Source organism: Streptomyces sp. MUSC 14, assembly GCF_001866675.1.
Taxonomy (GTDB): domain Bacteria; phylum Actinomycetota; class Actinomycetes; order Streptomycetales; family Streptomycetaceae; genus Streptomyces.
Window position 1 is genome coordinate 88,356 of sequence record NZ_MLYN01000008.1, and the last position, 25,191, is coordinate 113,546.

Sequence of the window (25,191 nt, forward strand, 5' to 3'; positions counted from 1 at the left end):
GACATGGGCATCTTCAGCCGCAAGGACAGCACCCCCGCGACCACGGCCACCGTCACCGGCCCCGACCTGACCGCGCTGACCGGCGACTACACCATCGACCCGGCGCACACCACGATCGGCTTCACCGCCCGGCACGCCATGGTCACCAACGTCAAGGGCGCCTTCCACGACTTCACCGGCAGCCTGCACCTGGACGGCGCGGACCCGTCCAGGTCCACGGCCACCCTCGACATCCAGATGACCAGCGTCGACACCGGCAGCGCCGACCGCGACGGCCACCTGAAGTCGTCCGACTTCTTCAAGACCGACGAGTTCCCGACCATGACCTTCCGCTCCACCAAGGCGGAGGCCCTGGGCGGCGAGGACTACCGCATCACCGGCGACCTCTCCATCCTCGGCACGACCAAGCAGCTCACCATCGACCTGGAGTTCAACGGTTCGGCGAAGGACCCCTTCGGCAACGAGCGCGTCGGCTTCGAGGGCAAGGCCGAGATCCTGCGCTCGGAGTGGGGCCTGACCTGGAACGCGGCCCTGGAGACCGGCGGCGTCCTGGTCTCCGACAAGATCAAGCTGAACTTCGACATCTCGGCGATCAAGAACGCGTGAGCCGGGCCGACGGGGCGGCCGGTGTTCACGGTTCACCGGTGGCCGTCGGCTGGGGGCGGCCGGGGAAAGTGGGCGCCTTACCGGTACCGGGCCCTTCACCCGGCTGCGTCCGTGCCCTCACCGGAGGGGGCGCGGTCGCGCCTCGCCCGCACGCCGGGTGGGCTTGGCGGCGAACGGCCGGCGGGAAGAGGGGGAGGGCGGACGGGGACGGGGCGGGGTGGTGAAGTCTGGCTCCCTAGGGGATTGGGAAGGTTTGGGCCACGCCATCCGCCTCGCAGGGCCCCTGCCCGTCACCGGGCCTCGGACAGCGCCCAGTCGTGACCCGGCCATGGCCCGAAGCTGCCAATCACCTGTGCCGAGGGGCCAGAGGGGCCAGAAGAGCCCGGCGTGCAGGCGAGGCGCGACCGCGTCCGTCCGCCGACGGTGCCGACGCAGCGGGAGTAGCTCGCGAACTCCGGCTGGGGCCACCGCCCTTCCGGCCGCTCGCTCGCTTCTTCCCCGTGCCGGAGCGCCCTTGACGCACCTCGCGGAAGCACGACCCTGGCCAAGAAGCGAGCGGCCCCACGGCAACTCCCTCAAGAGACGGTCATTGCAGCGTCACCCCACGCCTCGCGCCTCGAACTCGCACCACACGAACCTGCCCGGGTTCCGCTCCCCCACGCCCCACTTGTCCGCGAGCGCCGACACCAACAGCAGACCCCGGCCAGACTCCGACTCCGGGGACGCCTCACGCGGGTGAATGTCTCCCGGCCCGCTGTCGTGCACCTCCAGCCTCAGCTGTCCCTCTGTGCGCAGAAGGCTCGCACGGACCGAGAAACCCCGGCCGGGCGGTACGCCGTGCAGCACCGCGTTGGTCGCCAACTCGCTTACACACAGCAGCACTTCATCCTCGCGCCGCCCAAAACGCCATTCGCTCAGCACCGCCCGCGTGAACTCCCGTGCCATGCGCACCGACCTGCGGTCCCGCCGTAAGAACGCCACGCGGATCTCTCCGGGTTGGGTTTGCTCGTCCATGAGCCGAGTGTCACCGTGCGTCACTATGATGGATCAGTGAGTGAAGTCGTAGTTCTGATTACTACGGCTCCACTACGAGGACTTCAGGTGTGTACGGGGGAAAGGGACGGCTATGTACGTGGCGAGGAAGCCCAAGAAGGCCGGCTCGTGGCACGCGGTCGGGGCACTGTTGGCGCACTACCGGAAGCGGGCCCGTCTGACGCAGGAACAGTTCGCCGAGCTGGCGTCCATTCATGTGGACACGGTGGGGTCCATCGAGCAGGGGAGGTTGACGCTTCAGCCGGATCGGGCGGAGCAGTTCGATGAACTGCTGGACACGAGTGGGGCGTTGGCCCTGCTGGTGCAGAAGCTGCCCGTGCGCGAGAAGATCGTTCAGTTCGCGCAGGGGCTGGTGGATCACGAGCAGGAGGCAGTGAGCGTCTACGCCTACGAAACCCAGCTGGTGCCGGGTCTGCTTCAGACGAGGGAGTACTGTCTCGCCTCCTTCGATTCACGCTATCCGGCACTGGGAAGCGAGACGGCTCAGCAGTGGGTGAACGCCCGCATGGAACGCCAATTGATCTGGCAGCGCGATCGGCCGCCTGTCGGCCACTTCGTCCTGGAGGAGAGCATCTTCCGGCGGCAGGTCGGCGGCCCGGAAGTCATGCGCAAGCAGATCCGACAGATCCTGGAGTACACCGAGCCCATCCACATGAGCATGCAGATCATGCCGATGGACCGCATGCCACACGCTGGACTCGCGGGGCCAATGACACTGCTGGAAACTCCCGAGCATGACCGTCTGGTGTACCTGGAGGTGCAGCGCGCCAGCTTCCTGGTCGACGATCCCGACGAGGTCAGTGACTATCTCCATAAGTATGGAATGCTGCGGTCACAGGCGCTCTCCCCTGACGAGAGCATGTGCCTCCTGAACGGACTGCTTGGAGAGTCATGAACACCGCAGCATTGACGTGGTTCAAGTCCAGCTACAGCAGCAACGAAGGCGGCAACTGCATCGAGGTCGCCACCCAACCCGCCACCGTCCACATCCGCGACTCCAAGAACCCCACCGGCCCCACCCTCACGCTCGCGCCCGCCACGTGGACCGAGTTCCTTGAGGGCTTCGCCTCCTGACGGGAGCCGGTAGCTCACCGGCTCCTCAGAACCCCCCTCCGAAGTCCCCTCCCCCATCGCCGCCTCCGCCGCCGAAGTCGCCGCCCCCGTCGCCGAACCCGCCCCCGAAGTCCCCGGGGTCGAAGTCCGTGCCGGAGACGTCGCCGCCCTGGGAGCCGTCGTCGTAGCCACCGCCGTAGCCGGAGTCCGGGCCAAAGTCGCCGTAGCCCGTGCCGTAGTCGGCCGCGTACGACGGGGTGGCCATCATGCTGCCGAGGAGTGTGCCGACGAGCAGGCCGGGCAGGATGCCGCCGCCGAAGTAGCCGCCCGCCCAGGGGCCGTAGGCCGGGCCCGCGTCCCAGTAGGGGCGGCGGCCGTGCTCGGTGTCGACCTCGCGGATCACCGGGTCGCGGCCGTCGGCCAGCCGGGTGGCGTCGGCCGCGCAGACCGGGACCCGGCGCGGGGCACCACCGGGCGGGGTCCACTCGGCGTCGGCGACCGAGGGGCCGTGGCGCGGGTCGAAGAAGCAGGGCGGCCGGCGCTCGGGCAGCGGGCGGCCCGCGCGGCGGGCGGTGAGCTGGGCGAGCGAGAAGCGGCCGTCCTCCAGTGCCTCGGTCACCGTGCGGACGTCCTCCGGGCGCCGCGCCTCGGACATCCGCTGCTTGGCGGTCTCGTAGGCGTCCAGGGCGCGTTCGTAGTCGGCGCGCATCGCGTCGTCGGCGCCGGGCTCGGCCGGGTGGAAGTCGAGGCGGTCCAGTTCCTCGCCGAAGGCGGTGATGTCCTCGTCGACGACCACCCGCAGCCGGTCGAGGGCGGCCCGCTGCTCCTCCTCGCGCCGCCGGCGGCTGCGCCGTACCAGCGCGTACGCGCCTGCGCCGCCGGCCACGAGGACGGCGCCCGTGACGAGCACCGCCGTGCCGGACACCCCGCCGCGCGAACCGGCCGGGCCGCCCCAGCTCCTCGGCGCGTGGCCGCCGACCGTGGCGATGGCGCGGTCGGTGAAGTCGGCGAGCTGGGCCTTCACCGGCTCGTCCTGGACGCTGTTCACCAGGTTGCGCCGGGCCGTCGTCGACATGACGGAGGAGTCGGCGCGGGCGTCGAAGCGGTCGCCGAGGCGGATGCCGTACAGGCCGGTGATGCCGGTGGCCGCGCGGAGGTTGGTGAAGAGTGCTGCCGTCGGGTAGCCGGCCGGGAGGACCGCGACGAACACCGGCTTGTTCGCGTCCACGATCCGCTTCGCGAGGGCGTCGGCGTCCGCCTTCGGCAGCTGGGAGGCGGCCGCCGGGTCGACGTAGACCGGGCTCGCGCGCAGTGCCCGGGCGATCGTGGAGATGCCCGTGTCCGCGCTCGCCCGGGGCGCGAGGAGCAGGAGCAATGGAAGGAACAGGAGGAGCACGGTCGGCAGCAGGGCGGGCAGGCTGCGGGTCCGCAGGACGGCCTTCATGGTTCGAAGCTACCCGAAATCGCATGAAATCCGGCATATCAATGAACGGCAAGCAGAGCTGTCGTTGGTATAGACCGCCCTCGGCCCCCATGGTTCACTCATGACTTAGCTCATGACATGAGTTAACTAGGACAGGAAGGGCGACGCACGATGAGCAGAACCCGGAGAACCCCCCGCGCGGTCCGGCTGCTGCTGGCCGGACTGCTCTCCGCCGCCGGTGTCACCGCCGCCGTACCCCCCGCGCACGCGGCCGGTGAGCAGGTCACGGCCTGGCTCACCACCACCGACGACTCCGCCGGACGGCATGTCGTACGCGGGCTCCAGGCGCAGGCGCCGTTCGCGTTCCAGTCCGGGACGGGCGGCAGCGGCACCGACATCACCGTGGACGAGAACACCCGCTACCAGACCTTCACCGGCGGCGGCGCGTCCTTCACGGACACCGCGGCCTGGCTGATGAACAGCAGCGGGGCCCTGTCCCAGGCGACCCGGGACGCGACCATGCGCAAGCTGTTCTCGCCGACGGACGGCATCGGACTGTCGTTCCTGCGCAACCCGATGGGCGCCTCGGACCTCGCGCGCTACGGCTACACGTACGACGACGTGCCGGCCGGGCAGACCGACCCGAACCTGAACAGCTTCTCCCTCGCGCACGACCTCACGGACGTCGCGCCCCTCACCAGGCAGGCGCTCCAGCTCGATCCGTCCCTGACTGTCATGGCCTCGCCATGGACGGCCCCGGCCTGGATGAAGGACAGCGGCTCGCTGAACGGCGGCTGGCTGAAGGCCGAGGACTACGGGGCGTACGCCGACTACTTCGTGAAGTACCTCCAGGCGTACAAGGACCAGGGCATCAACGTCTCCTACGTGACGCCGCAGAACGAGCCGACCTGCTGTTCCGGCTATCCCTCGATGAGCTGGAACGCGAGCGGCATCGACTACTTCCTCAAGAACGACCTGCTGCCGAAGCTCCAGTCGGCCGGTCTGAGCACCAAGGTGCTGGCGCACGACTGGAACTGGGACACCTACGACTCCTACGCCGCCCAGGCCGTGGACGACGCGGCGATCCGCAACCATCCCAACTTCGGCGGGATCGCCTGGCACGGCTACGGCGGCGACGTCACCAAGCAGTCCACCGTGCACGACCAGTACCCCGGGCTGGACGCCTTCGCCACCGAGCACTCCGGCGGCACCTGGATCGCCGACCAGCAGCACGAGGACATGTCGAACATCATCGACTACACCCGCAACTGGGCGAAGTCGGTGACCAAGTGGTCGCTGGCCGTGGACCAGAACATGGGCCCGCACAACGGCGGTTGCGGCACCTGCACCGGGCTGGTCACCGTGCACGACGGGGACGGTGCGAGCGGGACCGTGGACTACACCGTCGAGTACTACGACATGGGCCAGCTGACCAAGTTCGTCCGGCCGGGCGCCCAGCGGATCGCCTCGACCGCGTCCACCACCGTGCCGAACGTCGCCTGGCGCAACCCGGACGGCAGCAAGGCGCTGATCGCCTACAACGGCTCCTCGTCCGCGCAGGACGTCACCATCGACTGGGGCTCCCAGCACGCCACTTACTCACTGCCCGGCAAGACCTCGGCGACCTTCACCTGGGCCGGCACGCAGTCCGACAGCGGGAGCCGGTCCGGCTCCTTCGTCGGTCTGGCGGGCAAGTGCCTGGACGTCGCGGGCGCTTCGAGCGCCAACGGCACGGCCGTGCAGCTCTACGACTGCAACGGCAGTGGCGCCCAGCAGTGGACCGTGGCGGCCGACGGCTCGGTCCAGGCGCTCGGCAAGTGCCTCGACGTGACGTCCGGCTCGACGGCGGACGGGGCGAAGACGCAGCTGTACGACTGCAACGGCACCGGTGCGCAGCAGTGGTCGTACAACGCCTCGACCGGTGACGTCGTCAACACGGCGGCGAACAAGTGTCTGGACGTCACGGACAACTCGTCGGTGAACGGGGCACGGGCGCAGATCTGGTCGTGCACCGGGGCCGCCAATCAGAAGTGGACCCTTCGGTAGGAGTTCCGCGGCAGGAGTTCCGCGGCAGGCGTTTTACCGGGCGGGCGGCCGGTCCGTGGGGGACGATGACCGTATGACGACACCTCGGGATCTGTTCCTCGTCAGCCTGGACGTGCCCGGCGAGCACCCCGTCGAGCAGGGCGATCTGTCGCTCGCGCTCGCGGGTGCCGAACTGGTCGACCTGCTCGGCGTGCGTGCGCTCACCCTGGACGGTGAGCGCATCGTGCCCGGACCCGCGCTGACCACGGGCGACCGGATGCTCGACGAGGCCGGGGCGGCGCTCAGGCGGCAGGAGCCGTACGAGACGGCCGAGGACTGGCTGTGGCGCCGGGGCGAGGGGCTGGCCGCCGCCTACCGGCACGCGCTGGAGGCCGACGGGCAGCTCGCCGCCGGCCGCCGCCACTGGCTGTCCCTGGACCCCGCCGAGCGTGTCCCGGCCGACACCCCGGCCCGGCAGCAGGCGGCCGACCGCTGGTGGTCCCGTGAACCGGTCCTCGCCGGCCTCGCCGGCATCCTCGCCATCGGCGAGGACCGCCCGGCGGAGGCCCCCGCCGAGGAGGACGTGATCACGGTCCTGGCGGCGGTCGGCGACGCGGTGCGCGAACTGGAGGGCGTCCGCACCCGCCGCCGCATCGAGAACGCGGCCTTCGACAACATCTGGCGCGTTCCCTGAGCCGGCAGTCCTACGGGGCCGCCACACCCGCCCGCAGCAGGCCGTAGGTGTACGCGTCCTCCAGCGCCTGCCAGGAGGCGGCGATGACGTTGTCCGCCACGCCGACCGTGGACCACTCGCCGCTGCCGTCGGAGGTGGAGATCAGCACGCGGGTCGTGGACGAGGTGCCGTGCTTGCCCTCCAGGATGCGGACCTTGTAGTCGACCAGCTCCAGCGCGGCGAGCTGCGGGTAGATCTTCTCCAGGGCCACGCGCAGGGCGCGGTCGAGGGCGTTGACCGGGCCGTTGCCCTCCGCCGTGGCGACGATCCGCTCCTTCTTGGCCCACAGCTTCACCGTGGCCTCGTTGGCGTGGGTGCCGTCGGGGCGGTCCTCGACGATGGCCCGCCAGGACTCGACGTCGAAGTACTTCAGCGGGCGGCCCTCGACCTCGCCGCGCAGGAGGATCTCGAAGCTGGCGTCGGCCGCCTCGTAGGTGTAGCCCCTGAGCTCGCGCTCCTTCACCCGCTCGACCACCCGGCCGACCAGCTCGCGGTCGCCGCCGAGGTCGATGCCGAGCTCCTTGCCCTTCAGCTCGATCGAGGCGCGGCCCGCCATGTCGGAGACGAGCATCCGCATGGTGTTGCCGACCAGCTCGGGGTCGATGTGCTGGTACAGGTCCGGGTCGACCTTGATCGCGGAGGCGTGCAGTCCGGCCTTGTGGGCGAAGGCGGAGACACCGACGTACGGCTGGTGGGTGGAGGGCGTGAGGTTGACGACCTCGGCGACGGCGTGCGAGATCCGGGTGGTCTCGCGGAGCCTGCCGTCGGGCAGCACCTTCTTGCCGTACTTCAGCTCCAGGGCGGCGACGACCGGGAAGAGGTTGGCGTTGCCGACGCGCTCGCCGTAGCCGTTGGCCGTGCACTGGACGTGGGTCGCGCCCGCGTCGACGGCGGCGAGGGTGTTGGCGACCGCGCAGCCGGTGTCGTCCTGGGCGTGGATGCCGAGCCGGGCGCCGGTGTCGGCGAGGACCGTGGCGACGACGGCGTGGATCTGCGCGGGCAGCATGCCGCCGTTGGTGTCGCAGAGGACGACGACGTCGGCGCCCGCGTCCGAGGCCGCCCGGACGACCGCCTTCGCGTACTCGGGGTTGGCGCGGTAGCCGTCGAAGAAGTGCTCGCAGTCCACGAACACCCGGCGGCCCTGTGCGCGCAGGTGGGAGACGGTGTCGCGGACCATCTCCAGGTTCTCGTCCAGGGTGGTGCGCAGCGCCAGTTCCACATGGCGGTCGTGCGACTTGGCGACCAGCGTGATCACCGGGGCGCCGGACGCGAGCAGGGCCTGGACCTGGGGGTCCTCGGACGCCTTGGCGCCGGCGCGGCGGGTGGCGCCGAAGGCGACCAGCTGGGCGTGTTTGAAGTCGATCTCGGCCTGGGCGCGGGCGAAGAACTCGGTGTCCCGGGGGTTGGCGCCGGGCCAGCCGCCCTCGATGAAGCCGACGCCGAAGTCGTCCAGGTGCCGTGCGATGGCGAGCTTGTCCGCGACGGTGAGGTTGATGCCCTCGCGCTGCGCGCCGTCGCGCAGCGTCGTGTCGAAGACGTGGAACGAGTCGTCGAGCTCGTTGGTTGCCGTCTCGGTCATGGTCTCAAGGCTCCTGTTGTGAATCTTCGGTCTTACCGGAATGACCGGCTCCACCGTCCCCCCAATGGTCCCGCGCGCTCCGCCCCCGGCTGAAGGTGGGCCGGAAAACGAAAAAACCCCTCGCGGGTGCGAGAGGTCTGCGCGCGGGTCGAGGACGACGGTGGCCACCCGCACCCGTTCGTACGAGGTGGTCACTGCGGACCGGCGCGCCTGCTGCCAATAATCATGGCGAACGAGAACACGGGGGCAGTCTGGCACAGCTCCGCCCCCGGCTCACGGACCGTCTCAGGATGCGGTCGTCAGACTGGACTCCCCGGATCCCTGTGCGGCCTTCACCCTGGCCAGATCCAGATCCTTCGTCTCCCGCATGGCGAGGTACACCACGAGCGACACGGCGGCACACCCCGCGACGTACCAGAAGAAGCCGGACTCGATCCCGGCGTTCTTGAACCACAGGGCGACGTATTCCGCCGTACCGCCGAAGAGGGCGTTGGCGACGGCGTACGGCAGGGCCACGCCGAGGGCGCGGATGCCGGTCGGGAACAGTTCGGCCTTCACACAGGCGTTGATGGAGGTGTAGCCGGTGACGACGAGCAGCGCGAGCAGGGAGAGGCCGAGGGCGGGCCAGTAGCCGTTCGCGTGCTTCAGCAGGGTCAGGACCGGCACCGTGAGGACGGTGGAGCCGACCGCGAAGGTGATCAGCAGCGGACGCCGGCCGATCCGGTCCGACAGCCGGCCCGCGAGCGGCTGGACGGCGGCGAAGACGATCAGCGCGGTGAAGGAGACGAGCGTCGCCGTCTGCTTGGACAGGCCCGCCGAGTTGGACAGGTACTTCGTCAGGTACGTGGTGTACGTGTAGTACGCCACCGTGCCGCCCATGGTGAGCGCGATGACGAGGAACGCCTCCCGCCGGTGCTGCCACAGGGCGCGCAGGGTGCCGCGCTCGGCGGCGTGCGAGTCGTCCTCCTCGTAGACCTCGGTCTCCAGCATGCTGCGGCGCAGATAGAAGATGACCGCCGCGCCGAGCGCGCCCACCACGAACGGGATGCGCCAGCCGTAGCCGTGCAGCGCGGAGTCGGACATCGTCCGCTGGAGGACGATCTGGAGGCCGAGGCCGAGGATCTGGCCGGCGGTCATGGACACGTACTGGAAGCTGGAGGCGAAGCCGCGGTTCCCCGGATCCGAGGCCTCCGTCAGATAGGTCGCGCTGGCCGCGTACTCTCCGCCCACCGACAGTCCCTGGAGCAGGCGGGCGACGAGCAGGACGAACGCGCCGCCGTACCCGGCGACCGCGTACGTCGGCGCGACGGCTATCAGGATCGCCGAGGCCGACATCAGCGTGACGGTCAGGGTCAGCGCCGCTTTACGCCCCTTGCGGTCGCCGACCCTGCCGAGCAGCCAGCCGCCCACGGGCCGCATGAAGAACCCGACCGCGAAGATGCCGGCCGTGTTCATGAGCTGGGCGGTGGAGTCGCCGCTCGGGAAGAACGCGCCGGCGAAGTAGGTGGCGAAGCTCGCGTACACGAACCAGTCGAACCACTCGACCATGTTCCCGGCCGACCCGACCCAGATCTTCTTCCAGTGTTGTCGTCCCATGGGCCGTTACCTGCCCGGCCCCGGAGAAAAGGATTCCTTTACCTCGCCCGCGGCTAAGGACTCAGCAGCGCGTCAGCAATGAACTCCCTTACGTGCGCGAGCACTTGGTCGCGGTCCGTGCCGCGCAGCCCGATGGCGACGTGGATGGAGAACCCGTCCAGCAGCGCGCGCAGGCGGGCCGCGAAGCGGTCGGCGTCGACCCGGCGGAACTCTCCCCGGGAGATGCCCGCGGCGATCAGCGCGACCAGGTCGCGGTGCCAGGCGCCCTCGATCGCGGCCTGCCGGGTGCGGGCGTCGTCGTCGGCGTTCTGCGAGCGGTTCCACACCTCCAGCCACAGCGTCCAGTGCGGATCGCGGTGGCCGTCGGGGACGTACAGGTCGACGTAGGCCGTGAGCCGCTCGTGCGCGGTGCCGGGGCGGGTGAGCAGGCGGCCGCGTTCGGCGCCCAGCCGGCCCTCGCTCCACTCCAGGGCCTGGAGCAGCAGCTCGTCCTTGGAGCGGAAGTAGTAGAGGAGATGGCCGCTGCTCATCCCGACCTCGCGGCCGAGCGCCGCCATGGTGAGCTTCTCCAGACCGCGCTCGGCGATCATGTCCATGGCGACGGCGAGCACCTCCTCGCGCGGCGGCGCGTTCCTCCGCGTCCGTGCCGCACCGGCCATCCGTCTCTCCTACACGTTCACGCCTTCGGCTGCTGCTGGGTGATGCAGTGGATGCCGCCGCCACCCGCGAAGATCGTACGCGCGTCCACCAGGGTGACCGTCCGCTCGGGGAAGAGCCGGCGGAAGATCCCGGCGGCGATCTCGTCGCGCGGGTCGTCGAAGCCGCACAGCACGACGCCGCCGTTGCACAGGTAGTGGTTGATGTAGGAGTAGTCGGCCCAGTGGCCGTCGGCCTCCAGGGCGGTCGGGGCCGGCACCTCGACGACCTCCAGCGCCCGGCCGCGCGCGTCGGTCGCCGACTTCAGGCGGCCGATGACCTCCTTGGTGACCTCGAAGTCGGGGTGCGCGGGGTCCGGCTGGTGGTGGGCGACGACGACACCGGGGCGGGCGAAGGCGGCGACGATGTCGACGTGGCCGAGGGTGCCGAAGCCGTAGGGAGGGTAGTCGCCGGTCAGGCCGCGCGGCAGCCAGATGGCCTTCTCGGTGCCGAGGTGGGCGTGGATCTCGGCCTCGACCTCCTCCTTCGACCAGTGCGGGTTGCGCTCGGGGCCGAGCTGCACGGTCTCGGTGAGCAGCACCGTGCCCTCACCGTCGACGTGGATCGCACCGCCCTCGTTGACCAGCCGCGAGGCGTACGTCTTCGCGCCCGCGAGGTCGGACACGTAGGCGGCGATCTTCGCGTCGTGCTCCCAGCGGGCCCAGTCCTGGGCGCCCCAGCCGTTGAACGTCCAGTCCACGGCGGCCAGTTGCCCACGGCCGTCGGTGAGGAAGGTAGGGCCGATGTCCCGCATCCAGGCGTCGTCCAGCTCGCGCTCGACGGTCTCGACGTCCGGGCCGAGCAGCGCCCGCGCCTCTGCGGTCTGGCCCGGGCCGCAGACCACGGTCACCGGCTCGAAGCGGCGGACCGCGCGGGCCACGGACGCCCAGGCGCGGCGGGACGCGGCGAGGTCGTCCGGGTCGTCGAAGGTGGGGTTGGGGCCCGGCCACGCCATCCAGGTGCGCTCGTGCGGGGTCCATTCGGCGGGCATACGGAAGCCGTCGGCGGCGGGGGTGGTCATACGGAGGTCCTTCACAGGAAGTAGAGGCGGTTCAGGGAGACCGAGTCGGCGGGCTGCGAGCGCAGCGGGTCGCCGTCGAGGGTGACCAGTCCGGTGTGCTGGTCGACGTCCACCGCTCCGACCCGGGCGTTCAGCCGCAGGTCGGCGGGGCCGATCCCGCGCGTGCCGCGCACGGCGACGCGACGGCGGCGGGTGGGCATCGTGTCGCCGCCCTGGTCGACGGCGGCCTGCGCGACGAAGGCGACCGAGATGTCGGCGGCCGTCGCGCCGTACGCACCGAACTGCGGTCCCAGTACGAGGGGTTCGCAGGTGTCGGTGGCCGCGTTGGGGTCGCCGACGACGCCGTACGCCGGGAACCCCGACTTGAGGACGAGCTGCGGCTTGGCGCCGAAGTACTCCGGGCGCCACAGCACGATGTCGGCGAGCTTGCCGACCTCGATCGAGCCGACCTCGTGCGCGAGGCCGTGGGCGATGGCGGGGTTGATGGTCAGCTTGGCCATGTAGCGCAGGACGCGGGCGTTGTCGTCGCCCTCGCCGTCGCCGTCCAGGGGACCCAGCTCGGCCTTCATCTTGCCGGCCATGGCGAACGTGCGGCGCACGGTCTCACCGGCGCGGCCCATGCCCTGGGCGTCGGAGGAGGTGATGCCGATCGCGCCCAGGTCGTGCAGCACGTCCTCGGCGCCCATGGTGCCGGCCCGGATCCGGTCGCGGGCCATGGCGGCGTCGCCGGGCAGGTCCGGCTTGAGGTCGTGGACGGAGACGATCATGCCGTAGTGCTCGGCGACCGCGTCCCGGCCGAAGGGCAGGGTGGGGTTGGTGGAGGAGCCGATGACGTTCGGTACACCGGCCATCTTCAGCACGTTGGGCACGTGGCCGCCGCCGCAGCCCTCGATGTGGAAGGCGTGGATCGTACGGCCCTCCAGCACCCGCAGGGTGTCCTCGACCGACAGGCACTCGTTCAACCCGTCGCTGTGCAGGGCGACTTGGACGTCGTGCTCCTCGGCGACGCGCAGGGCCGTGTCCAGGGCGCGGGTGTGGGCGCCCATGTCCTCGTGCACCTTGAAGCCGGAGGCGCCACCCTCGGCCAGCGCCTCGATCAGCGGGGCGTCGGAGGAGGACGAACCCCGGCCCAGGAAGCCGATGTTGACCGGCCAGGCGTCGAAGGCGTTGAAGGCGTGCCGCAGCGCCCAGGGCGAGTTGACGCCGACGCCCCAGACCGGGCCGAACTCCTGCCCGATGATCGTGGTCACGCCGGAGGCGAGCGAGGCCTCCATGATGCGCGGCGACAGCAGGTGGACATGGGTGTCGACGGCACCGGCGGTGGCGATGAGCCCCTCGCCGGAGACGATCGACGTACCCGTGCCGACAACGACGTCCACCCCGTCGAGGGTGTCGGGGTTGCCGGCCCGCCCGATGGCGCAGATGCGGCCTTCCCGGATGCCGATGGACACCTTCCGGATGCCCTGCGCGGCGTCGATCACGACCACGTTGCTGATGACGACGTCGCAGGTCTCGCGGACGGCGGCGGCCTTCAGGTGCAGTCCGTCGCGGGCGGTCTTGCCGAAACCGGCCAGGAACTCGTCGCCGTAGCGCTGGGAGTCGGCCTCGACGCGGACGGTCAGCCCGGAGTCGCCGAGGCGGACGCGGTCGCCGGCGCGGGGGCCGTGGGTGGCGGCGTACTCGTAGGGGTTCATCGGGGGGGTCATCGGCTCTCCGCTCCCAGGTATCCACAGGCCACAGCCCTGCGCAGGGCCTCCTCCCGGGCGCCGGGCGCATCCAGCGACCCGTCGACCAGCCCGGCGAAGCCGATCGCGATCCGGTCGCCGCCGATCGGTACGAGGCCGACCTCGACGCTCTCCCCCGGGCCGAAGCGGACGGAGGAACCGGCGGGCACGGCCAGGCGCGTGCCATAGGCCGCCGCGCGGTCGAAGTCGAGGCGCGGGTTGGCCTCGAAGAAGTGGAAGTGCGAGGTGACGGAGACCGGCACGGTCGCGGTGTTGGTGACCGGCAGCCGTACGACCGCCTCCGGCTCGGCGTGCTCGGGGGCCGGGACCAGCGCGCCCGGTGCCCGCTCGCCCAGCGAGCCGCCGCCGATCGGGTCGGGGACGACCGCGAGGCGGGAGCCGTCGTCGAAGACGGCCTCGACCATCACCTCGGTGACGACGTCCGCGACGCCCGGCAGGACGTCGTCGGGGCCGAGCACCGAGCGGGCCGCCTCGATGGCCCCGGCGAGCCGCCTGCCGTCCCGGGCCGCCTCGCACACCGCGTCCGCGATCAGCGCGGTCGCCTCGGGCACGTTCAGCCTGAGGCCGCGCGCCCGGCGGGCCCGGGCCAGCTCGGCGGCTCCGAAGAGCAGCAGCCGGTCACGTTCCGTGGGGGTCAGTCTCACGTCGCGGCACCTCCTTGTCATCTGCTACTTAGAGCATCACTCTAAACGCAGAATTCATGAAACAGAAGCATTGACTGTCGGCAAGGCTTCACGGACATTGAACGTCGCTCTAACTCTCTGGCGGTAGTCGAAGGAGACCCACCCATGCCGATAGAACAGCGCGGAGTCGACACCATCCCGGACGAGGAGCGGACCAGTGGTCCGCGCGATCTCGTCTCGATCCTGCTCGGCTCGAACCTCTGCCTCGGAGTGATCATCTTCGGCTGGCTGCCGCCGTCCTTCGGGCTCGGCTGGTGGGCGTCGGTGAGCGCGATCGTGGCGGGCACGGTGATCGGCACGCTGTTCACGGCACCGCTCGCGCTGGTCTCCCTGCGCACCGCGACCAACCTGTCCACCTCCTCGGGCGCCCAGTTCGGGGTGAGGGGCCGACTGGTCGGCTCGGTGGTCGGGCTGCTGCTGGCCCTCGGCTACACCGCGCTGACCGTGTGGATCGGCGGGGACGTGATGATCGGCGTGCTGGGCCGGATGGCCGGGCTGCCGGCGGACGGAGTGTCGTACGCCGTGGTCTACGCGGTGCTCGCGGCGGCGACGGTCGCGGGCGCGGTCTACGGCTACCGGGTGCTGCTCGCCATGTCGCGGGTCCTCGCCATCGGCATGACGGCGCTGCTGATCCTCGGGATCTTCGCCTACGCCCCGCACTTCACGACCTCGGCGCTGCCGGGTGCGGGCGGCTATCTGCTGGGCTCGTTCTGGCCGACCTGGTTCCTCGCGGCCGTGGCGGCGGGACTGTCCGGCCCCATCGCCTTCATCACGCTCCTCGGCGACTACACCCGCTACATCTCGCCGTCCCGGCACGGCAGCCGCCGCGTCCTGCACGCGACCTGGCTCGGCCTGGTCCTCGGGCTGCTGGTGCCGCAGCTGTTCGGCACCTTCACGGCGTACGGCGCGCACGCGGCCCTCGACTACGCCGGTCCTCTGGTGCAGGCCTCCCCCGCCTGGTACCTGATCCCGCTGCTGCTGTCCGCCTCCGCGGGCTCGGTCGGCAACGCGGGTCTGATGCTGTACTCGATGGGCCTGGACCTGGACGCGATCCTGCCCAGGGCCTCCCGGGCGCGGGCCACCTACACGGTCGCCGTCGTCGCCACCGTCTGCGTCTTCGTCGGCCACTACGCCTGGAACGCGCAGTCCGCGATGACGTCCTTCGTACTGCTGCTCACCGCGATCGGCACCCCGTGGGCCGTCATCACCCTGATCGGCTTCGTCCGGTGCCGCGGGGTGTACGACGCCGACGCCCTCCAGGTCTTCAACCGCCGTTCGCGGGGCGGGATCTACTGGTACCGCGCGGGCTGGAACATGCGGGCGACGGTCTCGTGGGCGCTGGGTGCCGGGGTCGGCCTGCTGGCCGTGTCCCTGCCCTCGTACCAGGGCCCGTTGCTGCGTCTGACCGGCGGCGTGGACTGCAGCTTCCTGCTGTCGGGCGCGGTGGGAGGCCTGGCCTACCTGCTGCTGACCGCCCGCACCGGACCGGCGAGGGCCGCCACGGAACCCGACGAGGAGTCCGAGGCGGCCCTGAGCATCTGAGCGGGCTGCGGTCAGCCGATCCGGTGCATCCAGCCGTGCCGGTCCTCGGCCGTGCCGCGCTGGAGGTCCAGCAGGGCCCGGCGCAGGCGGAGGGTGACCTCGCCGGGGCTGCCGTCGCCGTGGGTCCACTCGTCGTTCTTGGTCTTGACGTGGCCGATCGGGGTGACCACGGCGGCGGTGCCGCAGGCGAAGACCTCGGTGAGGGCGCCGGAGGCGGCGTCCGCACGCCACTGCTCCAGGGTGACCACGCCCTCCTCGGCGGTGTAGCCGAGGTCGCGGGCGACCTGGAGCAGCGAGTCGCGGGTGATGCCCTCCAGGATCGAGCCGGTCAGCTCGGGGGTGACGATCCGGTCGCCGTAGACGAAGGCGACGTTCATGCTGCCGCTCTCCTCGACCTTGGTGCGGGTGACCGCGTCGAGGTAGACGACCTGGTCGCAGCCGTGCGCGGCGGCCTCGGCCTGCGGGAGCAGCGAGGCGGCGTAGTTGCCGCCGGTCTTGGCGTCACCGGTGCCGCCGGGGACGGCACGGACGTGGTCCTCGGCGACCCAGATGGTGACGGGCTTGACGCCGCCCGCGAAGTAGGCGCCGGACGGGGAGGCGATCAGCATGAAGAGGTACTCGTTCGCCGGGTGCACGCCGAGCGCGGCCTCGGTGGCGAACATGAACGGACGCAGGTAGAGGGACTCCTCGCCGCCGTGCGCCGGGACCCAGTCGGCGTCCTGCGCGAGCAGCGCGTCCAGGGCGGCGATGAACAGCTCCTCGGGCAGCTCGGCCATGGCCATGCGGCGGGCGGAGTTACGGAAGCGGCGGGCGTTGGCCTCGGGACGGAACACCGCGATCGAGCCGTCGGGCCGGCGGTACGCCTTCAGCCCCTCGAAGATCTCCTGGCCGTAGTGCAGGACGGCGGTGGAGGGGTCGAGGGAGATCGGGCCGTACGGAACGAGCTGGCCGTCGTGCCAGCCGCGGCCCTCGGTCCACTTGATCGTCACCATGTGGTCGGTGAAGTGGCGGCCGAACCCGGGGTTGGCCAGGATCGCTTCCCGCTCGGCGGCGGCGAGGGGGCTGGCGGAGGGCTTGAGCTCGATCGTGGGCGTCGTCATGAGTGGTTGTCCTTCACCGGTTGTAGTGACCGGGCCGCGCTCACGCCCCGACCGGCTTCTCAGCCGGTGCTAGGACGTCCGAGCTTTCCCTCATACCGCGGCTCCGCGTCCGATTATCGCGCGGGGACTGCGGCCGACGGAATCGGGGTGAAAGCGGCCCAGGGGTTGATGGTGGCACCCGGCGGGGACATGGGGAAGCCGCCGGGTGGTCGTGCGACCCGGCGGCTTCTCGTGGTGGAGCGCCGGATCAGCCGGCTACTCGCGCGGCGAGCGCGTCGCCGATCTCGGACGTGGCACGGGCGGGCTTGTCGGCGCGCTCGGTGAGGTCCGCGGTGACGGCGGCGTCGATGCGGTCGGCCTCGGCGTCGTACCCGAGGTGACGCAGCAGCAGGGCGACGGAGAGGACCGTGGCGGTGGGGTCGGCCTTGCCCTGTCCGGCGATGTCCGGGGCCGAGCCGTGCACCGGCTCGAACATGGAGGGGAACTCGCGGCCCGGGTTGATGTTGCCGGAGGCCGCGACGCCGATGCCGCCGGAGACGGCCGCGGCGAGGTCGGTGATGATGTCGCCGAAGAGGTTGTCGGTGACGATGACGTCGAACCGGGCCGGGTCGGTGACCAGGTAGATCGTGGCCGCGTCGACGTGGATGTAGTCCGTGGTGACCTCGGGGAACTCCTTGGCCACCTGGTTGAAGATGTTCGTCCAGAGGTGGCCGGCGAAGGTCAGCACGTTGTTCTTGTGGACCAGCGTGAGCTTCTTGCGCGGGCGGGCCTGGGCACGGGCGAAGGCGTCGCGGACCACGCGCTCGACACCGAAGGCGGTGTTGACGGAGACCTCGGTGGCGACCTCGTGCTCGGTGCCCTTGCGGATGGTGCCGCCGTTGCCGGTGTACGGGCCCTCGGTGCCCTCGCGGACGACGACGAAGTCGATCTCCGGCTGGCCGGCGAGCGGGGTCGCGACGCCGGGGAGCAGCTTGCTCGGCCGCAGGTTGACGTGGTGGTCGAAGGCGAAGCGGAGCTTCAGCAGGAAGCCGCGCTCCAGGACGCCGGACGGGACGCTCGGGTCCCCGATCGCGCCGAGCAGGATCGCGTCGTGCCGCTTGAGGGAGTCGAGGTCGGCGTCGGTGAGGGTCTCACCGGTGGCGTGGTACCGCTGGGCGCCGAAGTCGTACTCCTGCGTCTCCAGCTTCACATCCTGCGGAAGCACGGCGGAGAGGACCTTCAGACCTTCGGCCACGACCTCCTGGCCGATGCCGTCACCGGGGATCACTGCGAGATTGATGCTGCGAGACATGCGGGCGACCCTACTCCTCGTCCCAGGTGATGACACGCGGTGTCCGCGATGCGGACACCGTGTCGGGTTCCGTGCCGACGTTCCGTCCCCGGCGCTCTCAGTGGCCGGTCTCGCCGCCGTTGTCACGGCGGTCGAGGGCGCGCTGGAGGGCGGCGGCGGCGTTCTTGCGGTCCGCCTCGCTGGTACGGGACACGTGGCGGACGCGGCGGCGGACGGTCGTCTCGATCATGGGGATCGACTCCTTCGGCAGACGTGGAGCACGCAGAGGGATTGCGAGACGCCGGGGGGCGGGGAGCGCACGGCCGCAGGGGTTGCCTGCACGGGCCCGGCTCACGACCGCCATTCGCTGGATCGAGCGATGCGTTCGGCTCCTACAAAGCTAAGGGAGCGCCCCGCATCTGTCTGCACAATTACTCGGACTTCCTACTATCTGAGACGACGACACGTGTCACACCGCTCTGAGCTGGGCTTCCGTGCGTTCGGGTGACGGCTGGGCGAGGGAGCGCAGGGGGGCGATGCCGATCCGTCAGGCGACGTCCCCGTCCCGCCAGTCGAGGACGAACTCCCGGTCCGGCCGGAGCGCCCCGGCGAGGGCGGGCCGCACGTAGATGTGCCCCTCCTCCTCCGGCAGCCGTACGATCCCGTCCGGGGACAGGCCGTGCACCTGGCCGTCCCAGCGCTGCCAGCCCCGGGCGGTGTAGAGCAGGGCTCCCTCCGGGCTCGCCGAGAGCGCACCGAGGTCGTAGGCCCGCTCGATCACCCGCTCAAGCTCCCCCAGCACCCGCCCGCCGAGCCCTGTGCGCCGGGCATCCGGACGTACGGCGACGGCCTCGACGTATCCGGTGCGCAGCCAGCGCTCCCGGTGCCGGACGCGGCGTTGCACGACCGAGCCGTGGGCGGCGAGCCCGGCGTCGTCGTGGACCAGCACATGCAGGCCGCCGAGCCCGTGATCCCAGTCCTCGTCGGCGAATCCCCCGTCGAACGCCGTGTCCAACAGGGCGCGGGCGGCGCGGAGTTCGGAAGGGCCGAGATCGGCGGTGTGCGCGAGACGCAGTCGGACGGTCATGGCTCCAGTGTCCCCGGCAGAGTTGGAAACGGGCCGGGAAGCCTGCTCGGTGTCAGGCTTCCCGGCCCGTCGCTCGGGGTGGGCGAGGCTCAGCCCATGTGCGGGTACCCGTAGTCGGTCGGCGCGACCAGCGTCTCCTTGATGGCGCGGGTCAGGGTCCAGCGCATCAGGTTCTGCGGGGCGCCGGCCTTGTCGTTGGTGCCGGAGGCGCGGCCGCCGCCGAAGGGCTGCTGGCCGACGACGGCGCCGGTCGACTTGTCGTTGATGTAGAAGTTGCCCGCGGCGTAGCGGAGCTTCTCCATCGTGTACGCGGCCGCCGCACGGTCGTTGGAGATGACCGAGCCGGTCAGGGCGTAGTCGGAGACCGACTCCATCTGCTCCAGCATCGCGTCGTACTGGTCGTCCTCGTAGACGTAGACGCCGAGGAACGGGCCGAAGTACTCGGTGCGGAAGATCTCGTTCTCGGGATCGGTGGAGACGACGACGGTCGGGCGGACGAAGTAGCCGACCGAGTCGTCGTAGCTGCCGCCGGCGACGATCTCGCAGGTCGGGTCGGACGCGGCGCGGTCGATCGCGGCCTTGTTCTTCGCGAAGGCGCGGTCGTCGATCACGGCGCCGATGAAGTTCGACAGGTCGGTGACGTCACCCATGGTGAGGTAGTCGACCTCGGCGGCGAACTCCTCCTTGAAGCCCGAGTTCCAGATGGAGGCCGGGATGTAGGCGCGGGAGGTCGCGGAGCACTTCTGGCCCTGGTACTCGAAGGCACCGCGGGTCAGGGCGGTCTTCAGCACGGCGCGGTCGGCGCTCGGGTGGGCGACCAGGAAGTCCTTGCCGCCGGTCTCGCCGACCAGACGAGGGTAGGAGCGGTACTTCTCGATGTTGTTGCCGACCGTCTTCCACAGGTACTGGAAGGTCTTGGTCGAACCGGTGAAGTGGATGCCCGCGAGCTCCCGGTGCTCCAGGGCGACCTTGGAGACCTCGATGCCGTCGCCGGTGACGAGGTTGATGACGCCCTTGGGGAGACCGGCCTCCTCCAGCAGCTGCATCAGCAGGACGGCGGCATGGGTCTGGGTCGGGGACGGCTTCCAGACCACGACGTTGCCCATGAGAGCCGGGGCGGTGGGCAGGTTGCCCGCGATCGCCGAGAAGTTGAACGGCGTGATCGCGTAGACGAAGCCCTCCAGCGGGCGGTGGTCCATCCGGTTCCAGACGCCCGGGGAGTTCGCCGGGGGCTGCTCGGCGAGGATCTGGCGGGCGTAGTGGACGTTGAAGCGCCAGAAGTCGACCAGCTCACAGGGGGTGTCGATCTCCGCCTGCTGGGCGGTCTTCGACTGGCCGAGCATCGTCGAGGCGGCGATGGTCTCGCGCCAGGGACCGGCGAGGAGTTCGGCGGCGCGCAGGATGATCGCGGCGCGGTCGTCGAAGGACATCGCGCGCCAGGCCGGCGCGGCGGCCAGGGCCGCGTCGATCGCGTCCTGCGCGTCCTGCTGGGTGGCGTGGTGACCGGTGCCGATGACGGCCTTGTGGTGGTGCGGCTGGACCACCTGGAACGGCTCGCCGCCACCCATCCGCTTCTCGCCGCCGATGGTCATCGGCAGGTCGATCGGGTTCTCGGCCAGCTCCTTGAGCCTGGCCTCCAGCCGGACGCGCTCGGGCGAGCCGGGGGCGTAGCCGTGCACCGGCTCGTTGACGGGGGCGGGGACCTGGGTCACAGCGTCCATGAGATCCTTGACTCCTTGATCGTGAGCGGGTGTTCGGGTTCAGCCCTTGCTGACCATCGAGCGGAGGCTGTGCTTTCCCGGGGGACAACCCCCGGACCCCCGGCCGACGCCGAGGCGCAGCCACGTTGGATTAGCCACGGCTGATCATGCTCCTCAAAAAGAAGCGCAGGTTCGCCGGCTTCTCCGCCAGGCGGCGCATGAAATAGCCGTACCAGTCGGTGCCGTAGGCCGTGTAGACGCGCATGCGGTGACCCTCGGCGGCCAGTCGCAGGTGCTCGTCGCCGCGGATGCCGTACAGCATCTGGAACTCGTACTCGTTCAGCTTGCGGCCGGCCTGGTGGGCCAGCTCCTGGGCGATGGCGATCAGGCGCGGGTCGTGGGACCCGATCATCGGGTACCCCTCGCCGTCCATGAGGATGCGCAGGACCCGGACGTACGCCTTGTCGATCTCGTGCTTCTGCTGGTACGCGACCTCGGCGGGCTCCTTGTAGGCGCCCTTGACGAGGCGGACGCGGCTGCCGGCGGCGGCGAGGCGGCGGGCGTCGGCCTCGGTGCGGAAGAGGTAGGCCTGGATGACGCAGCCGGTCTGCGGGAAGTCCTTCCGCAGCTCCTCGTGGATCGCGAACATCGAGTCGAGGGTGGTGTGGTCTTCGGCGTCCAGCGTCACGGTCGTACCGATCGCGGCGGCGGCCTCGACGACCGGACGGACGTTGGCGAGGGCGAGCTCGTGGCCGCCGTCCAGCGCCTGGCCGAACATGGAGAGCTTGACCGACATCTCGACCTTCTCGGCGAGCCCCAGCTCCCCCAGGTGGTCGATCAGCGCGAGGTAGGCGTCGCGGGCGGCGGCGGCCTGCTCCGGCGTGGTGATGTCCTCGCCGACGACGTCCATCGTCAGCTCCAGGCCCTTGGCCGTGAGGTCCTTGATGATCGGGACGATGTCGTCGACGGTCTCACCCGGGATGAAGCGGTCGACGACCTGCTTGGTCACCGGGGCCGCCGAGATCAGGCGTCGCATCCGGTCGCTGCGCGACGCGGCGAGAATCACGGGACCCAGCACGGGGCACCTCCACAGACAAGCATCAAATGGGCCGTCGTCCGACGATTCGGGTACGGCACGGAGAACCACCGTGAAACCTAAGGATCTCTCCGATCCTGGGCCATCGACAGCTGTCACGCATCCGTGCACTGGATCTCAGACAGATGTATGAAGACCACCGGAAAATGAGGGAGAATGCCCGAGTGGCGGCGGATTTCAAGGGTTTCAAGGCCTTCAAAGGCGACTACCAGGAGCTCGTGGACGAGATCTCGGAGCTGCTGGGCGTCCCGGCGACCCTGGAGAACCGCGACTTCGAGCTGATCGCCTTCGGCGCGTACGACAGCGACGACGAGCTGGACCCCTCCGCGCTGGACCCGGTACGCACCCGCTCGATCCTGACCCGGCGTTCCACGTCGACGGTCCGCTCCTGGTTCGAGGGCTTCGGCATCACCCGGGCGACCGGCCCGGTGCGGATCCCGGCGAGCACGGAGGCGGGGGTCTACCGCGGCCGGATCTGTCTCCCGGTCCGCCATCGGGGTGTCGTCCTCGGCTACGTCTGGCTGCTGGACGGCGACCCGGGACCGACGGACGCCCAACTGGCCGCCGCGATGGCGGTGGCCGGCCGGATCGGCGCGCTGCTCGCGGACGAGGCGGCGGCCGGGGCCGGGCTGAGCCGGGAGCTGCGGGCGGTGCTCGGCGCGGAGCGCGGCTGGCAGCAGGACATGGCGGTGGCCGAACTGCGCACCGCCCTCGGCCCGCGCGCCGACGGCCCGCACGCCCTGGTCTGTGTCGCCCCCTGGCCCTCGGCCGACCCGGACGACGCCCCGGCCGCCCGGACGATCCCGCACGCCCTCGCGCTGTGCACCCTGCCCTGGGGCGCGGCCGGGCAGTCTCTCGCGCTGCTGGTACGGCTGCGCACCACGGAGGTGAGCGCGCCGGCGCTGACGGCGGCCGCGCGGCTGCTGGAGGAGGCCGGGAGCGCGCGCGGCGCGGCGGGCGGCGCGGCCCGCGGGGCCGGGGCCCGGGTGGCCGCGGCGGCCGCGGCCGGTCTGGAGGGGGCGGCCCGGGCCGTACCGGGCGCCGGGTACGCGGCCGGGGTCGGCGAGCCCCGGGCGGGCCTCGGCGAGCTGGGCACGATGTGGGAGGAGGCCACCGCCGCCGCACGGGCCGCGCTGGCCGAGCCGCGGTTCGGGCCGGTCGCGCAGTGGGCGGCGATCGGGCCGTACCGGCTGCTGACGGCACTGCCGCCGGAGGCCGCGCACGATCCCGTGGTCGGCCCGCTGCTCTCCCCCGCCCACCGGGAGCTGACCCGCACCGCCGAGGTCTACCTCGACTGCGCGGGCCAGGCCGGCCGCGCGGCGGCGGAGCTGGGCATCCACCGGCAGACCCTGTACTACCGGCTGTCCCGGGTGGAACAGCTGACAGGCCTCGACCTCGACGACGGCGAGGACCGGCTACTGCTGCACATGGCACTCAAACGGGCACGCCTGTGAGCCGACCGAAAGCCTCGGCGAGAGCGGCGGGGGCCTGCGGCCGGTCCGGCCAGCGGGCGGCGATGTGACCGTCCGGGCGGACCAACAGGGCGCCGGGCGAGCCGAGTTCGTAGGGCCTGGCGTGCTGGACCACCGGCTACTGCTCCACATGACCCTCAAGCGGGCACGCCTGTGAGCCGACCGAAAGCCTCGGCGAGAGCGGCGGGGGCCTGCGGCCGGTCCGGCCAGCGGGCGGCGATGTGACCGTCCGGGCGGACCAACAGGGCGCCGTGCGGGCCGAGTTCGTACGGCTCGGCGTGCTCGCGGGGCAGGGGTTCGACGCGCAGTGGCACGGACACCGGTAGCGCCCAGGCGGCGGGGTCCGGGGTGAACAGGGTGAACCACTCGCCGAGGGCGTCCAGCGTGGAGCGGTCACCGGTGAGCCGGCGGTGGGGCAGGCGGTGGCCCGGCGCCACGGCGGGCACGTAGTCGGTGCCGGGCGGGGAGGGGCGCGTCGTGTCACCCGTGCCGGACAGTACGGCGGACGAGCGGTAGGCGACGCCGAGCACCAGGCCCAGTTGCGCGAAGTACTGGTCCATCCAGGGGAGTTCGATCCGGTTCGGCGGCCGCTCGCGCCGACGCCTCTGCACGTCCCCCAGCAGCCGGGCGTTGGCCACCGCCTGGCGCAGCGTCTCGTGGGCGACGGGGTGCCGTTCACTCGCGTAGGTGTCCAGCAGCCCGGGGCCGGCCCAGCCGCGCAGCACGCCCGCCAGTTTCCAGCACAGGTTGTGCGCGTCGGCCACGCCCGCGTTCATGCCCAGGCCGCCGACGATCGGCACCGCGTGCGCGGCGTCGCCGGCCAGCAGGACCCGGCCGCGGCGCAGGCGGTCGGCGACGAACGCGTTCATCACCCAGTGCTGCACGCGCAGCACCTCGGGGCGTACGTCGACGCCCGGGCCGAGGGCGTGCGCGACGAGGTCGCCCCAGTCGGTGCCGTCGACGGCGGCGGGCGTCGGGCCGAACCAGGCCCAGCCGCCCTCGGGGTACAGCGGCATGAAGGAGCCGTGGGCGGTGAAGTAGACACCGGCGGGTTCGTCGGCGCACCAGCGGTCGAGGGCGGCGTCGAAGACGACGGTGGTGACGCCGCCCAGCGCACCCGGCCCGGTGGTACCGACACCGAGCAGGTCCCGGACGGTGGAGCGCGCGCCGTCGGCGGCGAGGACGTACCGGGCCCGGAGCCGGGACTCGGCACCGGTGCGGCGGTCGGCGAGCCGCGCCACGACACTCTCGGACTCCTCGGCCAGGCCGACGAGTTCGACTCCGAACCGCACCGGCGCGGCCGCCGCGGCGAGCAGCACCGGCTCCAGCCGGTCCTGGGAGGTGACCACGCCGAGCGCGGGGCTCTCCGGCACCGGCGCGCGCACCCCGGCCATCGCCGCCGAGGCGAAGTCGCCACCGCCCAGGGTGTCGCGGAAGCGGACCCGGCCGTAGCGCGGCGCGAAGGCCCGGTCCGTGATCCGGGCGGCGAGGCCGAGGCCGCGGAAGATCTCCATCGAGCGCACGTTGACCAGCCGGGAGCGGGGAAACGGCGACAGCTCGTGGTGCCGCTCGACGAGCAGACAGGGCACGCCCCAGCGGTCCAGCAGTGCCCGCGCGGTGAGCCCGACCGGGCCGCCGCCGACGATCAGTACCGGCACCTCGGCATCCCGCATGAAGCCAATCTGCCCCGGCCCGCCGGCGGCCGCAATCC

The 25,191-nt window shown here is 71.2% G+C and carries 23 protein-coding genes; 7 read left to right on the forward strand and 16 right to left on the reverse strand.

Annotated features, from left to right (window positions below; translation table 11 throughout):
* Positions 1-3 precede the first annotated feature (3 nt).
* On the forward strand, positions 4-606 hold the full coding sequence (locus BIV25_RS04010) for a YceI family protein (RefSeq protein WP_071370715.1): 603 nt from the start codon (positions 4-6) through the stop codon (positions 604-606).
* A 597-nt stretch (positions 607-1,203) separates the two neighbouring features.
* Here the strand turns inward: BIV25_RS04010 and BIV25_RS04015 are convergent.
* Positions 1,204-1,620 (reverse strand): ATP-binding protein, encoded by a 417-nt coding sequence (locus BIV25_RS04015; RefSeq protein WP_071370716.1) that lies wholly within the window; start codon positions 1,618-1,620, stop codon positions 1,204-1,206.
* Between the two features lie 112 nt (positions 1,621-1,732).
* Between BIV25_RS04015 and BIV25_RS04020 the strand changes: the two genes are divergently transcribed.
* Together BIV25_RS04020 and BIV25_RS04025 are read left to right on the forward strand one after the other, a co-directional pair.
* Positions 1,733-2,554 carry a helix-turn-helix transcriptional regulator gene (locus tag BIV25_RS04020; protein ID WP_071370717.1) on the forward strand — a complete coding sequence of 274 codons (822 nt, stop codon included), beginning with the start codon at positions 1,733-1,735 and terminating at the stop codon, positions 2,552-2,554.
* On the forward strand, positions 2,551-2,733 hold the full coding sequence (locus BIV25_RS04025) for a DUF397 domain-containing protein (protein WP_071370718.1): 183 nt from the start codon (positions 2,551-2,553) through the stop codon (positions 2,731-2,733). The genes BIV25_RS04020 and BIV25_RS04025 overlap by 4 nt, the downstream gene beginning before the upstream one ends.
* A 25-nt stretch (positions 2,734-2,758) precedes the next feature.
* Here BIV25_RS04025 and BIV25_RS04030 read toward each other — a convergent pair whose 3' ends face one another.
* A complete protein-coding gene (locus tag BIV25_RS04030) occupies positions 2,759-4,156 on the reverse strand; it encodes a hypothetical protein (RefSeq protein ID WP_071370719.1) in 1,398 nt (465 codons plus the stop codon).
* A gap of 150 nt (positions 4,157-4,306) precedes the next feature.
* On the opposite strand from BIV25_RS04030, the gene BIV25_RS04035 reads away from it, so the two are divergent.
* Both BIV25_RS04035 and BIV25_RS04040 read left to right on the forward strand, forming a co-directional pair.
* Positions 4,307-6,181 carry a ricin-type beta-trefoil lectin domain protein gene (locus BIV25_RS04035; protein ID WP_071370720.1) on the forward strand — a complete coding sequence of 625 codons (1,875 nt, stop codon included), beginning with the start codon at positions 4,307-4,309 and terminating at the stop codon, positions 6,179-6,181.
* Positions 6,182-6,254: 73 nt separating this feature from the next.
* Positions 6,255-6,854 (forward strand): GPP34 family phosphoprotein, encoded by a 600-nt coding sequence (locus BIV25_RS04040; RefSeq protein ID WP_071370721.1) that lies wholly within the window; start codon positions 6,255-6,257, stop codon positions 6,852-6,854.
* A gap of 10 nt (positions 6,855-6,864) precedes the next feature.
* Here the strand turns inward: BIV25_RS04040 and cimA are convergent, their stop codons facing one another.
* The 6 genes from cimA to ureA all read right to left on the reverse strand — a co-directional run bounded on the left by cimA (position 6,865) and on the right by ureA (position 14,174).
* Positions 6,865-8,472, reverse strand: a complete 1,608-nt coding sequence (cimA, locus tag BIV25_RS04045) for a citramalate synthase (protein WP_071370722.1) — start codon at positions 8,470-8,472, stop codon at positions 6,865-6,867.
* 285 nt (positions 8,473-8,757) lie between these two features.
* The gene (locus tag BIV25_RS04050) at positions 8,758-10,068 is read right to left on the reverse strand and encodes an MFS transporter (protein WP_071370723.1); all 1,311 of its coding nucleotides are present in this window, start codon (positions 10,066-10,068) and stop codon (positions 8,758-8,760) included.
* A 53-nt stretch (positions 10,069-10,121) separates the two neighbouring features.
* Positions 10,122-10,727 (reverse strand): TetR/AcrR family transcriptional regulator, encoded by a 606-nt coding sequence (locus tag BIV25_RS04055; protein WP_071370724.1) that lies wholly within the window; start codon positions 10,725-10,727, stop codon positions 10,122-10,124.
* A gap of 17 nt (positions 10,728-10,744) precedes the next feature.
* Positions 10,745-11,785: an agmatine/peptidylarginine deiminase gene (locus BIV25_RS04060; RefSeq protein ID WP_071370725.1), complete on the reverse strand. Its 1,041-nt coding sequence runs from the start codon at positions 11,783-11,785 to the stop codon at positions 10,745-10,747.
* Positions 11,786-11,796: 11 nt separating this feature from the next.
* Complete coding sequence (locus BIV25_RS04065) at positions 11,797-13,491, reverse strand: urease subunit alpha (protein WP_371272984.1); 1,695 nt, start codon at positions 13,489-13,491, stop codon at positions 11,797-11,799.
* Complete coding sequence (ureA, locus tag BIV25_RS04070) at positions 13,488-14,174, reverse strand: urease subunit gamma (RefSeq protein WP_071370726.1); 687 nt, start codon at positions 14,172-14,174, stop codon at positions 13,488-13,490. Before ureA ends, BIV25_RS04065 begins: the two co-directional genes overlap by 4 nt.
* A 144-nt stretch (positions 14,175-14,318) precedes the next feature.
* Between ureA and BIV25_RS04075 the strand changes: the two genes are divergently transcribed.
* On the forward strand, positions 14,319-15,755 hold the full coding sequence (locus tag BIV25_RS04075) for a cytosine permease (RefSeq protein ID WP_071370727.1): 1,437 nt from the start codon (positions 14,319-14,321) through the stop codon (positions 15,753-15,755).
* A gap of 11 nt (positions 15,756-15,766) precedes the next feature.
* Here BIV25_RS04075 and BIV25_RS04080 read toward each other — a convergent pair whose 3' ends face one another.
* The 6 genes from BIV25_RS04080 to BIV25_RS04100 form a co-directional block, all read right to left on the reverse strand.
* Positions 15,767-16,855 carry a branched-chain amino acid aminotransferase gene (locus tag BIV25_RS04080; protein WP_071370728.1) on the reverse strand — a complete coding sequence of 363 codons (1,089 nt, stop codon included), beginning with the start codon at positions 16,853-16,855 and terminating at the stop codon, positions 15,767-15,769.
* A gap of 247 nt (positions 16,856-17,102) precedes the next feature.
* Entirely contained in the window at positions 17,103-18,146 is a 1,044-nt protein-coding gene (locus BIV25_RS04085) for a 3-isopropylmalate dehydrogenase (protein ID WP_071370729.1), read from the reverse strand.
* Positions 18,147-18,243: 97 nt separating this feature from the next.
* Positions 18,244-18,375 (reverse strand): hypothetical protein, encoded by a 132-nt coding sequence (locus BIV25_RS52355; protein ID WP_107485909.1) that lies wholly within the window; start codon positions 18,373-18,375, stop codon positions 18,244-18,246.
* A 297-nt stretch (positions 18,376-18,672) separates the two neighbouring features.
* The gene (locus BIV25_RS04090; protein WP_071370730.1) at positions 18,673-19,212 is read right to left on the reverse strand and encodes a GNAT family N-acetyltransferase; all 540 of its coding nucleotides are present in this window, start codon (positions 19,210-19,212) and stop codon (positions 18,673-18,675) included.
* An 89-nt stretch (positions 19,213-19,301) separates the two neighbouring features.
* Complete coding sequence (pruA, locus tag BIV25_RS04095; RefSeq protein WP_071370731.1) at positions 19,302-20,933, reverse strand: L-glutamate gamma-semialdehyde dehydrogenase; 1,632 nt, start codon at positions 20,931-20,933, stop codon at positions 19,302-19,304.
* A 130-nt stretch (positions 20,934-21,063) separates the two neighbouring features.
* A complete protein-coding gene (locus BIV25_RS04100; RefSeq protein WP_071370732.1) occupies positions 21,064-21,990 on the reverse strand; it encodes a proline dehydrogenase family protein in 927 nt (308 codons plus the stop codon).
* A gap of 164 nt (positions 21,991-22,154) precedes the next feature.
* Here BIV25_RS04100 and BIV25_RS04105 point away from each other — a divergent pair, with 164 nt between their 5' ends.
* The gene (locus BIV25_RS04105) at positions 22,155-23,462 is read left to right on the forward strand and encodes a CdaR family transcriptional regulator (protein WP_107485912.1); all 1,308 of its coding nucleotides are present in this window, start codon (positions 22,155-22,157) and stop codon (positions 23,460-23,462) included.
* On the opposite strand, the gene BIV25_RS50760 is transcribed toward BIV25_RS04105, so the two are convergent.
* Together BIV25_RS50760 and BIV25_RS04110 are read right to left on the reverse strand one after the other, a co-directional pair.
* The gene (locus BIV25_RS50760) at positions 23,443-23,595 is read right to left on the reverse strand and encodes a hypothetical protein (protein ID WP_177235148.1); all 153 of its coding nucleotides are present in this window, start codon (positions 23,593-23,595) and stop codon (positions 23,443-23,445) included. The genes BIV25_RS04105 and BIV25_RS50760 overlap by 20 nt on opposite strands.
* A 22-nt stretch (positions 23,596-23,617) precedes the next feature.
* A complete protein-coding gene (locus tag BIV25_RS04110; RefSeq protein ID WP_071370734.1) occupies positions 23,618-25,153 on the reverse strand; it encodes an FAD-dependent monooxygenase in 1,536 nt (511 codons plus the stop codon).
* Positions 25,154-25,191: the final 38 nt, after the last annotated feature.

Excerpts from the sequence above, each read along its gene's own strand:
- BIV25_RS04010 (WP_071370715.1), top strand. The coding sequence starts at position 4 with ATGGGCATCTTCAGCCGCAAGGACAGCACCCCCGCGACCACGGCCACC.
- BIV25_RS04015 (WP_071370716.1), bottom strand. The coding sequence starts at position 1,620 with ATGGACGAGCAAACCCAACCCGGAGAGATCCGCGTGGCGTTCTTACGG.
- BIV25_RS04020 (WP_071370717.1), top strand. The coding sequence starts at position 1,733 with ATGTACGTGGCGAGGAAGCCCAAGAAGGCCGGCTCGTGGCACGCGGTC.
- BIV25_RS04025 (WP_071370718.1), top strand. The coding sequence starts at position 2,551 with ATGAACACCGCAGCATTGACGTGGTTCAAGTCCAGCTACAGCAGCAAC.
- BIV25_RS04030 (WP_071370719.1), bottom strand. The coding sequence starts at position 4,156 with ATGAAGGCCGTCCTGCGGACCCGCAGCCTGCCCGCCCTGCTGCCGACC.
- BIV25_RS04035 (WP_071370720.1), top strand. The coding sequence starts at position 4,307 with ATGAGCAGAACCCGGAGAACCCCCCGCGCGGTCCGGCTGCTGCTGGCC.
- BIV25_RS04040 (WP_071370721.1), top strand. The coding sequence starts at position 6,255 with ATGACGACACCTCGGGATCTGTTCCTCGTCAGCCTGGACGTGCCCGGC.
- cimA (WP_071370722.1), bottom strand. The coding sequence starts at position 8,472 with ATGACCGAGACGGCAACCAACGAGCTCGACGACTCGTTCCACGTCTTC.
- BIV25_RS04050 (WP_071370723.1), bottom strand. The coding sequence starts at position 10,068 with ATGGGACGACAACACTGGAAGAAGATCTGGGTCGGGTCGGCCGGGAAC.
- BIV25_RS04055 (WP_071370724.1), bottom strand. The coding sequence starts at position 10,727 with ATGGCCGGTGCGGCACGGACGCGGAGGAACGCGCCGCCGCGCGAGGAG.
- BIV25_RS04060 (WP_071370725.1), bottom strand. The coding sequence starts at position 11,785 with ATGACCACCCCCGCCGCCGACGGCTTCCGTATGCCCGCCGAATGGACC.
- BIV25_RS04065 (WP_371272984.1), bottom strand. The coding sequence starts at position 13,491 with ATGACCCCCCCGATGAACCCCTACGAGTACGCCGCCACCCACGGCCCC.
- BIV25_RS04075 (WP_071370727.1), top strand. The coding sequence starts at position 14,319 with ATGCCGATAGAACAGCGCGGAGTCGACACCATCCCGGACGAGGAGCGG.
- BIV25_RS04080 (WP_071370728.1), bottom strand. The coding sequence starts at position 16,855 with ATGACGACGCCCACGATCGAGCTCAAGCCCTCCGCCAGCCCCCTCGCC.
- BIV25_RS04085 (WP_071370729.1), bottom strand. The coding sequence starts at position 18,146 with ATGTCTCGCAGCATCAATCTCGCAGTGATCCCCGGTGACGGCATCGGC.
- BIV25_RS52355 (WP_107485909.1), bottom strand. The coding sequence starts at position 18,375 with ATGATCGAGACGACCGTCCGCCGCCGCGTCCGCCACGTGTCCCGTACC.
- BIV25_RS04090 (WP_071370730.1), bottom strand. The coding sequence starts at position 19,212 with ATGACCGTCCGACTGCGTCTCGCGCACACCGCCGATCTCGGCCCTTCC.
- pruA (WP_071370731.1), bottom strand. The coding sequence starts at position 20,933 with ATGGACGCTGTGACCCAGGTCCCCGCCCCCGTCAACGAGCCGGTGCAC.
- BIV25_RS04105 (WP_107485912.1), top strand. The coding sequence starts at position 22,155 with ATGAGGGAGAATGCCCGAGTGGCGGCGGATTTCAAGGGTTTCAAGGCC.
- BIV25_RS04110 (WP_071370734.1), bottom strand. The coding sequence starts at position 25,153 with ATGCGGGATGCCGAGGTGCCGGTACTGATCGTCGGCGGCGGCCCGGTC.